This window comes from Cyclobacterium sp. SOCE241, from assembly GCF_056867545.1.
Genome location: NZ_CP149779.1, coordinates 4,652,879 through 4,665,669, shown reverse-complemented (window position 1 = coordinate 4,665,669; position 12,791 = coordinate 4,652,879). Strand labels below are relative to the sequence as shown.

Genomic DNA, 12,791 nt, shown 5'->3' with positions numbered 1-12,791 from the left:
AGACACCTTAAGCCCGGTCTCAAAAAGCTTTTGAACAAAGACAGATCTTTAGAGATCAATTTATTAGAAGGACTAGAGGTTAACATAAAAATTGTAGCCAAAGTGATCTTTTCCTTCTATATTTCAAGAAATCAACCTTAAGGCCTCTCTTTTGCTTAAAGGACTTAAGGACGTTTCCCTTACAAATTTCTTCACCCAATTTGCGTCCGTACGGCTGTATTCCCGTAATATCCAGCCAATGGCTTTATTGATAAAAAACTCATTGGAACCTAGGAGATGACGAATGCAATGTTCCAGAAGGTCAAGATCCATTTTATCTTTGTACTTCAACTGAAACAGCAGGGCACTCCTTTGCAACCAAATATTATTGGACTTCAACCATTTGTCTATGTGTTCCTTCCTCTCTTCCGGAAAAAGCAGGAAATAATTGCCCATCAATTTATTGGCAATCATATCTACCGTATCCCACCAAGATTGATTCGCAACCATATGCTCATAGAGCAATATGTCTTCTTTCTCGGTAGCTTTCAAATACTTAATGGATAGTTCTTGTCCAAAATAGTGAAACTCGCGTTCGTTTTTATTCCATAAAACCTTTACCAATCCATGCTGTTCAGTTTTTGGGGGCAACATGGATTTTTGTAAGAAGGGTTTTTGGAGCGCTCTTCTTTGCTGGGTTGAAATACCAAAAAACCGGAATTGATGCCGCAAATAAGCCTCTTGCTGCAATGCCAGTTGCCTATTGGCATGGCGACTAAATTCCTGTTCAAGGACTGCGATGTACTCAAGAGTATTGTTGGATAGCATAGGAAAGCCTATTTGCTTGTCTGAGGATTGGAGTGATTTTTTTAATAAAAATATAGCTTTTTCTCCTTACAATGCATTATCTTTTTCTAATATTTCAATTAGTTTTTTATTGAACTCTTCTACTCCATTTTGATTTAGGTGATGAGAATCAATAAAATGCACTGAATCTTCTAAAGTGACAATCTCATTAAAATTGTAATACGTTGAATAAGTACTCATTAAGCTGTCAAAATACGTTGTATCCGTATAGCTGTCATAATTAACTCTTGGAATCGGTGCGTAAACTAGTACTAACTCAATATTCCTTTGTTTCAACTCCTCAACTATTTCAACAAAAGGTTCAAATTGAGAATCTTTTATTGTTACCTCTTTTTCTTCCAATGGATAAGGTTTAAAATAATCCATTTTATTTTCCACATATCCGCCTGATATATACTTATTATTACCTTTATACGGAGACTCCGTGAACGATTCGTTTAGTCCTAAAAAATCTCGTATAACGCAATAAAAAAAGGTGTTATAGGTCTTAATGTTATTGATTTTTAAAACCATTTCCAACGAATAAAAATCATTTTTATCATTGGAAATTAAGTCCAGAGATGACTCTACTCCGTCAAAGTGGAAGGTAGCAGGATAAACTTCGTATATTACAACCTTGGGGTTCAAGGTCTCAAAATACCTGTCAAAAAGAACTTTTGTTTGAATATGTGATTGAGCACTAGAGCCCAAGTTAAAGCTTTTGTACCCATATTCTGAAAAATTCTTGGATCAAACCCCCGATAGGTATGAGATGATCCTAGGAATAAAATATCTACATCTTTAAAATTTTTGATCTCAGAAACCCTTGAATATAAATGTCCATTAGCACCAATCTTATAATTAAGATTGGGCTTTAATAACTGGGGTACCAATTCGCCCCATAAAATCAGGGTGACTAGATAAAACAAGCCGGCAAAAAGTAAAAATTTAAATGTTTTTAAAGCGAAATTTTTCATGGAATACTAAAATTGGAAGTAAATAAAAGGTGATTCCACGGAAGGCATAAACATTCCAATAGCAAAAATTATGAGGGCATAATATGACCACCTAATTGCACGAATTCTTTTATGTCCCAAGTTGGCAATTGCATATTGACCTTCACGTCCATTCCACTCTATTAGGACAAAAATCACAAGAAGAAGAATTACTACGATGGAATGTCCTCTACCTTCAAATTCAGGTATTGAGAAAAGAGAAGGAGATAAAATCCCAGAAATATAGCTTATTGCATGTTCAATATTATTGGCTCTGAAGAATATCCATGCAAATACAATTAAACCAAAAGTTATTAACATGGATGACAATTCTTTTAAATTAGGAAAGGTCTTTCCTTCAGCCACCGGTTTGATATTATTTCGGTTGTTCCTAGTCAATAAGAGGGGTAAGAAAAAATAGCATTTAAAGCACCCCAAGCTATAAACGTCCAATTCGCACCATGCCAAAATCCGCTGACTATAAAGATTATAAAGGTGTTTCTAATTTTCATTCCCATTCCTCCACGACTTCCCCTAAAGGAATGTAAAGATAATCTCTAAACCACGTAGAAAGGGAAATGTGCCACCTTCTCCAGAATTCAGCAATATCTCTTGAAAAATAAGGAAAATTGAAGTTTTGCATCAAATTAAAGCCAAAAAGCCTGGAAGTTCCTATGGCTATATCTGAGTACCCAGAAAAATCCCCATAAATTTGAAAGCTAAATAATACAGCCCCTACAATCAAGGTGCTTCCCGAATAGTCTGCGGAATTGTTAAAAATTACATCAGCGAACCTTGCACAGTTATCTGCAATCACAATCTTTTTAAATAAACCCCATAGGATTTGCCGCATACCGTCAACAGCTTCGGAATAATTAAATGTTCTTTTTTTAAAAAACTGAGGCAATAAATTGGTCGCTCTTTCTATGGGGCCCGCTACCAATTGTGGAAAAAACTTACAAAAGCTGAAAAGGCTATAAAATCAGTGGTGGGTTCGAGTTTACGTTTGTATACATCGATAGTATAACTCATCGTTTGAAAAGTATAAAAACTAATTCCAACAGGTAAAATTATGTTTAATGAACTGACATTGATCTGTGTGCCGAAAAATGAAAAGGCAGAAATAAAATTGTCTAAAAAGAAGTTATAATATTTAAAGAAACCAAGAAAACCGAGGTTTACTATAAGACTTAACCATAGTAAAACTTTCCTTTTGGTTTGATTTTCTTCTATTTTCAGCAGCCTCCCTACCGTATAATCTACCAAAGTGCTGAATAATATCAATGATAAAAACCTCCAATCCCACCATCCATAAAACAAATAACTTGCAAGAACAATTAGGGAATTTTGCCATTTTAAATTTTTATTGGAAATGCTCCAATAAAGTATAAAAACAATTGGTAAGAATATTGCAAAGTCAATTGAGTTAAAAAGCATTCGTCTTGTCTATTCAATTATTTATTATGCACAACCATTTCAATGTGCATGATGCACAACTTATTATTGAACCTTTATTAAAAAATTTTATCTCTCTTTTCTGTGAAAGATTGCACTAAAATTTCTTTGTAAAATTAGGCATTTAGGTTAAGTATTCAAGAAATATATTCATGTTTTATTCCATACGCCCCCTCTACTAAAGTCTCTAAAAATATGACAATAATGAGGCATTTTTTCCAGAGACTGTTAATAAACCTCTGCCTTTAGTTTCACGTTTTCCGGTCTAAGGTTAGAGAAGCACAACTTAGACCAAAATTAAAGAAAGTTTTCCACTTTTTTCGATCCAAATGGCTTCGGCAAGCTCATCCACCGTAGCCAACTCAATAGCCATGAACTTTGGCCCATTTATAATGGCAAATACACAGGTGCTGTATGAAGAAGCTTTTTTATAGGAAAATTACTTTAATTATCGCGGGAAAGGCTAAGCAAATAAAGAATGAAAAGCAGAATACCTGTTAATCAATGCCTTTCTATAAATAACTGAGGATAGTATTTGCAATACCCTATCCTCAGTTACTGTTGGTCAATGGGAGGAAACTGAAGCATGGTTCCAAACTCCATTATTGACTGATTTTTCTACATATTCTTTAAAACCAATAGGTTTCCTGCTGAGTACTTGCTCAATATCATTTGTGATTTCCGAATTGTCTGGATTGCCCAGCACATCAGTGAACAAATACTCTATCAGCCATATAAAATCTTCAGGAACATTTTTCTGCCGCATTGCTGCTACATAAGCCTTAACACTAATTCCTGTAAACTGAATTTCTCTTCCACTGGCTTTGGAAATCATATGGACGGCTTCCTCGAAAGTCAATCCTTCAGGGCCGGTTAATTGGTATATTTCACCATTGTGTTTGTCATCAATCAATGCGCTTACAGCAACTTCAGCAATATCATTGGCATCAACAAAGGGGATCTTTGCTTCCGCATATGGCAAGGCAACATGCCCATTTAAAATCCCTTCAACCAGAAAATTTTCACTGAAATTCTGATTGAACCAATTTGCTCTAACAATGGTATAATCCAACCCTGAGTGTATCACCAGCTGCTCGCATAATTGGGCCTCTCGCTCTCCTTTGCCTGATAATAATACCAGCTTTTTTACATTGCTTTTTTAGCAACTTTTACCAGTTCTTCGATGGCCTTTAAGGCCCCAGAAACTGCCAAATCCGGCTGATAACTGATATAAATGGCCTCCATTCCTTTAATGGCTGCTGACCAACCCTCTGGATGGTGCCAGTCGAAGGCAGGGTTTCCCTTTCTAGACCCAACCCTAACTTGGTGACCCAAATTATTTAATAATTTTACGATACGTTTTCCGGTTTTTCCGGTTCCTCCAATGACTAAAATGTTACGTTTCATGATGTGTAAGTGAGTAGTTTATGATGATTGAGTATTTAGTATAAGCCCAACTAAAAGCATTACAAAAGAAGCAATAGCGCTTAATGTCCTTACCAAATGCCATTGCTTCCATGGAGTCTCAAATTTTTGACGAAGGGCCTTAAGTTCTTCTGAAGTGGAAGCAGTCAAATCTGTCCTATCAAGCATTTCATTTAGTGGAACATTCTTGAATACAGTTACAAAAGCAACTCCCAGAGTAAATAGCATTGTTGCTACCACTAAAAACCAAAAGGACTTATCCGCATTTTGATATTTAAGGTAGATAAGGGCAATATTTAAGACGAAAGGGCCAAAGAACACAAGGATAAATGTGGGGTTGACAATCACCCTGTTCATCTGTTGAAATGCATATAAAAACCCAAAGTCATCCATTTGTCCTATACCCGGAGTTATGGCATTCGTCCATGTAAAACATAAACCCGCAGTTAAACCTGTTAATAAGATGGTCGTACCTAGCAAAACCGTTTCTATATTAAATTCCATTTCGACTAGTATTTTAAAGTTTGGGTTTTTGGGTAGACCATTGTGTAATAATATAGCACCGCCACACCAAGGAGCTCAAATGCAATGATCCAAAACCCTAAATCAGTAAAAGTATAATGATTCCCGCCATTGGGAATCACGAAAAGGGGTACGGTAATTAGCGCATCTAAAAATGCAGCCACCAGCAAAAATACTTGACCGACAAAATAACCATGGGTTTTACTACCCTTCTGATAGTATAAATACGAGCCCAGCCACACCAATGGCATCACTACAATAAACAAAACCATATTGGTTTGTTGATTCGGGTCTTCAAGAAATTGGTAATGAAAGGAAAGGGTGTACAAACCCACAGCCAATAACCAGATTCCTCCTGTTTTGTGCGGGTACTTTTTAGTTTAAAATTATAAGGTTGATTTTCAATATTTTAAATATCGATAATTTGCGATTTTGGGTGTCTCGGTATATTTTTAGTTCATGTTTGTCAGGCGAAAAAGAAATGCAAGTGGTAGTTTTAGTGTACAAATTATCCGAAAAGTAGGCAGAATCAATAAAGTTGTAAAGACCTTAGGTAGTTCCTCGGATGAGAGGGAGCTGGATACTTTGGAACGACAAGCCAGATTAGAGATAGATCGACTTCAAGGGCAGGCAACTATTTTTTCTAGAGAAAAAGATGAAAGCCTTACCTCAATGCTTTCCACAATAAGCAACAATGAGATAGAATTGGTCGGCCCTGATAAGATACTAGGACATGTCTATGAATCAATTGGATACGAACGGATTGGGATAGATGAATTGTTCAAGGAATTGGTAATATCAAGATTGGTGTATCCGGGATCCAAGTTGAAAACTATCGATTATCTAGCAAGATATAAGAATAAAGAAATAAGTGTTTACTCGATCTACCGGTATATGGATAAGATTCACAAAGAGTTTAAAGAAAAGGTAGAGGAAATAACCTTCGAGCACTTTAAAGATGTATTAGGAGGCCGTATAGGCGTTGTTTTTTATGATATGACCACATTGTACTTCGAGACACCGGATGAAGATGATCTTCGTAAAATAGGTTATTCGAAGGACGGCAAACATCAACATCCCCAAATCAAATTAGGTTTGCTCGTTGGCCCAGAGGGATATCCTCTAGGGTATGATATTTTTGAAGGAAACATCTACGAAGGCTATACATTGATTCCTTTTTTGGAAAGTATTGAGAAGAAGTTTTTAATAGGAAAACCTATTGTGATAGCAGATGCCGGACTATTGTCAAACTCCAATATCCAGGCACTCATAGATCACGGCTATAAGTTTGTTCTAGGAGGAAAAATCAGAAATGAAAACCGAGAGATCAAAGAAGCAATCCAGCAATTGGAGATAGCCGAAGACAAACCCAGAGAAGTCAACAAAGGAGGTAACCGGCTAATTATAAGTTTTTCAAAGAAAAGACAAAAAAAGGATGAGTACAACAGAAAAAAGGGCCTAGAAAAGCTTGAGAAAAAGGTGAAAAATGGAAAGCTAGACAAAAATAGTATCAATAACCGTGGATATAATAAATACCTCAAATTGGAATCGGAGGTTAAGGTAGCCATTGATTACAGAAAATATGAAATGGACGCTAAATGGGATGGATTAAAAGGATACCTGACCAATACTGATATGAATCCAAATGAGGTAATTGGTGCATACGGAGACCTTTGGCAGATTGAAAAGGCATTCAGAATAAGTAAAACTGATATAAGAGTAAGGCCTATTTACCACAGGATACCCAAAAGAATAAGGACACACATCTGCATTTGCTTTGTATCCTATGCTGTATTTAAAGAACTCGAAAGGTTATTGAAAATAAAGAAAGTAGCATTTTCAGCAAATAGGGCTGTGGAACTAACCAAAAACATGTATCAGATAAGAGTGTTTTTGCCGGAATCAAAAACTTACACTACCGTTCCTTTAAAACCAACTGATGAACAACAAGAACTTATCTCAGCAATCATGAAAATTTAGCTTGGGTGTCCCATCGCACAAAACAGGAAACAAAACCATATTGGTTTGTTGATTCGGGTCTTCAAGAAATTGGTAATGAAAGGAAAGGGTGTACAAACCCACAGCCAATAACCAGATTCCTCCTCCAATTAAAATTGCTTTGATCGTTTTCATGTCTTGTATTGTTTTGATTACAAGACAAAACTAGCTTAGCCTCTAGTAAACCATTTATTTAAAAAGATGTAAGATTTGTTTGAAAAGACGAGTTATTTAATCTGGCTGGGTCTGTAACCGTATTTTTTCGCAAAAGCATTAGAGAAGGAGCTTAAACTGTCATAGCCAACATGCCACGCTGCTTCCTGTACAGAAGCTTGTTTTTTACTAATAAGGCTGTGAGCTGTTTTTAGTCTTTCATGCTGAAGATACTTGAACACAGGAATGCCGAAAACCTCCTTAAATTCTTTTTTAAGCTTGGTTGTATTCAAACCCAAGGCCTTTAATAGCTCTGTTAATGAGGGTGGATTATCCAAATTATTCGACAAAATCTCTTTGGCCATTTCCAGACGTTTTCTATCTTCTGATTGGAATCTCTGGGCATGATCCATTGACAATTGACCAAAAAAATGTGACAACAAGGCGGTAATCTGACTCTAAAAAACATCATTTTGGTTTTACCCTTGTAGCTAATATTAAAAAGACTTTCAATAATCTGATGCATTTCGGGAGTCATATAAAAGCTCGGCCCTTCAACATAATGGTCCTTGGGATTAACCAAATTTTCCAAAAGTTCCGAAAAATTTTCCCTTCTTGGTTGGGGAGATTTTGTAAATTTCTAGTGGCTGTGGCGATAAGTATACATTCAAGTGGTTTATTATTGGAGACCGTATGAATACAATCCACCTGCTCATCTGCAAAAAAAGAGAGTGCTAAACCTTTGGTATAAATAAATTCACGCTTTCCGGTAGGAAAATTCATTTCTAAATTCACATTTCCGGAACCATAAAAGGCTACTGCAATCACGGGCTCATCAAATTTACAAGAATCTTTAATGATCTCCTTGGAGAAAGCAGTTTCAACTAAAACTGTAAAGTCGTTGATTTCAATAAAATCCCTAGTCATTGATGGTAGGTCAAATAATCTTTCAATTTATACAATTTTATTGACTAAAATAAGTGGGCAGTTTATTAATCCCAATACAGAGCGAGCAAGGTATACTAATCTTTTAAATTAACTTGTATTTTTTTATCCTATAACATCAATGTTAACAGGAGTTGGAAATACTTAAATCAAAACATTCTCTCCTAGAGAACAATTAGGGGGCCTATACACTAAAATCATCAAACCAAACGTCCTCAGCGGTTTCAATCACCAGGACGGTTTCCATGTTTCCGTCTTGTGAAATATACAATTTTTCTTCTAAAAGCTCATACTAAATTAACACAGGTACATGATTACATATTTTTGTAAAAAATGTAATAACAAACTCCGAAGCTACCTAAACCCTAGAATAATATAATTAGAATAAATCATCGGAGATTTGAATAAGATTAAGCCATTGCAAATGGCCATTTTAGAATATTTTCCCTTAATTTCATTAAGGTGGATAGAAAGGTGTAATTGCAAATTACACCTAGGTGGGTATTTATTTGAGATGGAAAAGTGAAGCCTATAATTTTAACCTGGTAGATTTTGTTGTTAAAAAATTGACGCCGACCTCGATGGCCTTGGCAGGCTCGGCTAAGGTTTGGGAATTAACCAAGTTTTCCTCCCGGCCACTGAGCAGAGTCGAAGCCATAGGGTAACATTATCCCATTTACTTACCTCCCCATCCACAATTAGGAACCGCTTACCTAGAAATATTCTGATTATTCAGACTCCCTTTGCCACAGTCCCAGATTGCTTTCTCTGGCTTCCCGTTCGTAGGATACAAAGTCATCTGCGTATTTTATATTGGGTGGAATCGATAATACCTTGGCAAAACCATTTTTGATTAACTCCTCATTGACAAAGGTTCCATCCGACAAATATACATAGGCAAGCACCCTTCCATATCGGTCTAAACTGTCCACACCATATTCTAACCTAACTTCTTGGTTGGCCAATAAGTCGGTCAGGTAAGCTTTGGCTTCCTGACCATAAAAGCCAATTTTCTTATTATTTCCATTTCTTGTTTCAGGCGCATCCACGCCAATCAAGCGAATCTTCACACCTTTTTTCGACCCATCTTCAGCCCAAAAAGTATCACCATCCACAATTCTGGCTACAGACATAAAGCCCGAAAGCTTCGCTTCATCCTTTCCGGAATTATAATAAGCAACAATTACCGATACAAGAAGGATAAAAAAATACTTATACGCTTTATTCATATGAAAAGCTTAATATGGTTCAAAGGTTTGATAGGGAAGGCAAAATTAAGGTTTTCATATAAAATAGTAGCTATAGAAGGTCCATTATTGTAGCACCTCTATTAGAGCAGCCTAAAGTTATCTTCTATTGTAAGTCAAAATTTGGAGACCTTCTGCATAGGATTCATTGTCTATGAGCTCCCAGTTTGCATTGCTGGTGGAAGACCCAAACAACTTGGTACCTTTTCCAAGCACTATGGGATTAAGTTTGATTTTTAATTGGTCAATCTTTCCATGATCTAACAAATAACCGGCAAATTGACCACCTCCACATAGGTAAATATCTGTTTCGGTATTTTGTTGAATTTCGTTGATTCTACCCAGCCCTCCTCGCTCTATTTTCACCATTTCTGACAACTTGTCAATTTTTAAAGTAGTGGAAAATATATGATGTTTCATATGTGGATAGGCCGGCTGTCCGGGTATCAAGCCATACTGATACCCAAATTCATAAGTTTTTCGGCCCATGATTACGGTACCGAAATTTAAGAGGTCCGCTTGGTATTTGTCAACACCTTTACCTTGCATAAGAAATTGACTGATATCTCCATTTTCACCGGCAATATACCCATCCAGTGAAGTGGCCACATAGTACACGATCTTTTTCATCCTTATCCTTTAATTAAACTGATTGGCTATTTCTTATGGTTTCGCGAGAGCCCAATAAACAAAAAAGTCACGCTCATTAGCAGTAAATATGCCTTAAACCAAGCCGAATTACCATAAATCTCAGTAAATGCTACCAACAAATATACCCCTAGAAAAAGGGCTGCAAGCATATAATATTTTCGGGGACTGCTCACCTACGATTTATCAATTAAATTTCAATAGTAGCAAAGCACAACACTAGACACCTCTGCAACAAAGACTTATAATCGCTAACAATTTACACAAAAAATCAATTGACTTAATAGGTAAGCCATTGCATTATAAATCGGTAAAAAACAATCACAATTAAATTAAAACCAAGGGGGCTACAGGGCATGGAATTTCCACTACCGGCTTCAGCAGGCTCCTTAACTGGTCTAAGTTTAGCGAAGCGTAATTTAGACTTTCGTAAATACCAGAAACTACGATGGCATAAAAAATAAATCCCCAAGCTTTGGCTTCGACAGGCTCAGCCACCGGTGAAGAATCAATCCAATATTCGCCATTAAAAAGGAGAGACTTTTGGAAAGAAAAAGCTATTTAAGTTCCGCATTTTTTTAATGAAAAGAATTCAATAGGAAGGGGCTTTATCCCATTCTTAGGGTGAAATTGCATTTTCCTGCTTTAGCCACCCAAAAGCAGGAAAGTTTTCAACTTTCATTGCTACCAAAACCACTAGATCAGGAAAATCCCTCCAAAATTATTCAACGCTGCCGGCTTCCTAAGGCTTAGCCACCGTTTGTGAATCCCCAAACCGAACTATATTATAGGACTCGAAAAGTCTGACCCGTGTTTATGGGAAGTATTGTAATCACAATAAAATCAGTTTCTGTAATAGGTAAAAACCTGTTCCGGAGTATGCTGGAAGCCTAAACCGAGATCCATAAGTATCCCTTACTCAAATTATTGTAGCATAATCGTTGTAAGCAGTTATTTAAATATTCTTTTGTCAAAAGGGAAATCTTGAACATTGAATATTTTTATCTTTTTAAAGTCTTCGTGACAAGGATTAATTAAATAATTGAAGTCCCCCTGAACTACTGCAGAAGGAACTTTTAAAACACATCTGTCTGAAGCGTCGATAAATTCATCTCCTAATTTCTGGGTACTCCTAATTGGTGGATGCGTATCCCAATCATCCGGAAGGTCTTTTAATTTAAGCTCTTTTAGTGCGATGGAGTCAGGTAAGTCTATTTCAATCATCACATAATCACTTGGTAAAGTTGCTAGCGTTAAATGTACTGCTACTTCAGCCATAGCTAATGCCCTACTTTCAGCTGAGTATATTATTTCAGTCCCTTTAGAATTCCATCTATTGCCGGATTTAGCGGCTCCTTTTCCGCTTAACCCTTTTGAAAATTTTTTCTTAGACAGTCTAAAAACCCTCACTACGCAAAAATTCCATGGTCAATTCGGTTAAGTTCTCCCATTACCAATTCTTTTCCATAAGAGTCCTTCAATAGTTCAGCCGGTTTCAAATTACCTAAAGCATAGCAAGGGGTATTAAGCCATAAATAAAACTGTTCTGATGTATCAAATACTTCTTTCCCAACTATCGTCACTTCTGCCAATTCTATTATTTTTTCTGTATGAATAGGTTTAAACAGATAGTTGGCATCGTTACGATGTCTTTGTAGTGTTTTTTTAGATAAGTTTAAATATTCGGCCCAGTCATCCTCTGAAAAAGGTGTAATCTCCTTTATTCGACGAAATAGCTTATAAGGTAAACCTTGCCTAATTGCCTGAATAATAAGCATTTTATTCTCAAAAAATCAGAATAGGTGATGTCATCTATCTTGATTTTACCGCGTGAAGATTTATCTATTTTTTTGACGTAAACCTTAAATTCCTCATTAACAGCTGTTAAATCAATGGTAGGTTCCTTTTGTTTATGGGTAGCCATACTTTTGACATTTGTCTATTAATATAAGACAATTGTCTATAAATTCAAAATATTGGAATGAGTTTTATATACACTGTAGCGCAATTCGGGATAGCCTCCTTGATACAATAGGTATTTTAGCTTACACACTGGTGCATACGTCTCCATCCCACGACCTACATGACAAGGTTAGGTTTATAATTTTGTATACATCCGTGGACATTTTGTGTTTTTTACTCAAAAATGGCACGGATCGAACCGAAATCCGGCTTGCAAAGGTACAGTTTGACGGAAAAGGGTGGCACAAATCAAACCGATATATCCCAATGGCTTTGACAAGCTCTGCCACCGATTCCGAACAACCCAAACTTTACTCCCGGCGGCTGAGCGAAGTCGAAGCCATAGGGTAACGGATACATTCTGCCTACTTCTTCGACTCCGCTCAGGAACCGGCTGGGACATTGGCGAATAATCCAAAGAATAAGTTTTCAGGTGTGCGGGCGGCCTTAAATATTAGCCGAAAAGATACTTAGCGGCGGACTTTCCCTGAAGGCTAAGGGCCTGCCCTGAGTTACTTCGTTTCAGGACAGGCCCTGAATAAGACAGGGTAAACATTGATGAAAAGAAACGAACCAAAGAAAAATCTAGCCAAAAGAAAACTCCTAAAACAAGACC

At 36.6% G+C, this 12,791-nt stretch carries 14 protein-coding genes and 1 pseudogene; 1 reads left to right on the top strand and 14 read right to left on the bottom strand.

Going from position 1 to position 12,791, the window contains the following annotated elements; translation table 11 throughout:
* Positions 1 to 123: 123 nt before the first annotated feature.
* From WG932_RS23670 to WG932_RS23640, 7 genes and pseudogenes are all read right to left on the bottom strand, one after another.
* Entirely contained in the window at positions 124 to 807 is a 684-nt protein-coding gene (locus WG932_RS23670; protein ID WP_339676658.1) for a DNA alkylation repair protein, read from the bottom strand.
* A gap of 66 nt (positions 808 to 873) precedes the next feature.
* Positions 874 to 1,536, bottom strand: a complete 663-nt coding sequence (locus WG932_RS23665; protein WP_483085619.1) for a hypothetical protein — start codon at positions 1,534 to 1,536, stop codon at positions 874 to 876.
* 272 nt (positions 1,537 to 1,808) lie between these two features.
* Positions 1,809 to 3,257, bottom strand: a pseudogene (locus WG932_RS23660) (MBOAT family O-acyltransferase).
* A 583-nt stretch (positions 3,258 to 3,840) separates the two neighbouring features.
* Positions 3,841 to 4,362 carry an NmrA family NAD(P)-binding protein gene (locus tag WG932_RS23655; protein ID WP_483085618.1) on the bottom strand — a complete coding sequence of 174 codons (522 nt, stop codon included), beginning with the start codon at positions 4,360 to 4,362 and terminating at the stop codon, positions 3,841 to 3,843.
* Positions 4,363 to 4,421: 59 nt separating this feature from the next.
* On the bottom strand, positions 4,422 to 4,682 hold the full coding sequence (locus WG932_RS23650) for an SDR family oxidoreductase (RefSeq protein ID WP_483085617.1): 261 nt from the start codon (positions 4,680 to 4,682) through the stop codon (positions 4,422 to 4,424).
* Positions 4,683 to 4,700: 18 nt separating this feature from the next.
* The gene (locus WG932_RS23645) at positions 4,701 to 5,204 is read right to left on the bottom strand and encodes an anthrone oxygenase family protein (RefSeq protein WP_483085616.1); all 504 of its coding nucleotides are present in this window, start codon (positions 5,202 to 5,204) and stop codon (positions 4,701 to 4,703) included.
* Between the two features lie 5 nt (positions 5,205 to 5,209).
* The gene (locus tag WG932_RS23640; protein WP_483085615.1) at positions 5,210 to 5,557 is read right to left on the bottom strand and encodes a DUF5367 family protein; all 348 of its coding nucleotides are present in this window, start codon (positions 5,555 to 5,557) and stop codon (positions 5,210 to 5,212) included.
* Between the two features lie 124 nt (positions 5,558 to 5,681).
* On the opposite strand from WG932_RS23640, the gene WG932_RS23635 reads away from it, so the two are divergent.
* Positions 5,682 to 7,202 (top strand): IS1634 family transposase, encoded by a 1,521-nt coding sequence (locus WG932_RS23635; protein WP_014021456.1) that lies wholly within the window; start codon positions 5,682 to 5,684, stop codon positions 7,200 to 7,202.
* Here WG932_RS23635 and WG932_RS23630 read toward each other — a convergent pair.
* The 7 genes from WG932_RS23630 to parS all read right to left on the bottom strand — a co-directional run bounded on the left by WG932_RS23630 (position 7,182) and on the right by parS (position 11,991).
* Positions 7,182 to 7,355, bottom strand: coding sequence for a hypothetical protein (locus WG932_RS23630; RefSeq protein ID WP_483085614.1), 174 nt, complete (start codon positions 7,353 to 7,355; stop codon positions 7,182 to 7,184). The genes WG932_RS23635 and WG932_RS23630 overlap by 21 nt on opposite strands.
* Before the next feature lie 92 nt (positions 7,356 to 7,447).
* The gene (locus WG932_RS23625; protein WP_483085613.1) at positions 7,448 to 7,738 is read right to left on the bottom strand and encodes a helix-turn-helix transcriptional regulator; all 291 of its coding nucleotides are present in this window, start codon (positions 7,736 to 7,738) and stop codon (positions 7,448 to 7,450) included.
* A gap of 169 nt (positions 7,739 to 7,907) precedes the next feature.
* Positions 7,908 to 8,300, bottom strand: a complete 393-nt coding sequence (locus WG932_RS23620; RefSeq protein ID WP_483085612.1) for a hypothetical protein — start codon at positions 8,298 to 8,300, stop codon at positions 7,908 to 7,910.
* 746 nt (positions 8,301 to 9,046) lie between these two features.
* Positions 9,047 to 9,547 (bottom strand): thermonuclease family protein, encoded by a 501-nt coding sequence (locus WG932_RS23615; protein ID WP_483085611.1) that lies wholly within the window; start codon positions 9,545 to 9,547, stop codon positions 9,047 to 9,049.
* Between the two features lie 117 nt (positions 9,548 to 9,664).
* On the bottom strand, positions 9,665 to 10,195 hold the full coding sequence (locus WG932_RS23610) for a dihydrofolate reductase family protein (protein ID WP_483085610.1): 531 nt from the start codon (positions 10,193 to 10,195) through the stop codon (positions 9,665 to 9,667).
* 969 nt (positions 10,196 to 11,164) lie between these two features.
* The gene (locus WG932_RS23605; RefSeq protein ID WP_483085609.1) at positions 11,165 to 11,623 is read right to left on the bottom strand and encodes an RES family NAD+ phosphorylase; all 459 of its coding nucleotides are present in this window, start codon (positions 11,621 to 11,623) and stop codon (positions 11,165 to 11,167) included.
* Positions 11,623 to 11,991: a type II RES/Xre toxin-antitoxin system antitoxin gene (gene parS, locus WG932_RS23600; RefSeq protein ID WP_483085608.1), complete on the bottom strand. Its 369-nt coding sequence runs from the start codon at positions 11,989 to 11,991 to the stop codon at positions 11,623 to 11,625. The genes WG932_RS23605 and parS overlap by 1 nt, the downstream gene beginning before the upstream one ends.
* Positions 11,992 to 12,791 lie beyond the last annotated feature (800 nt).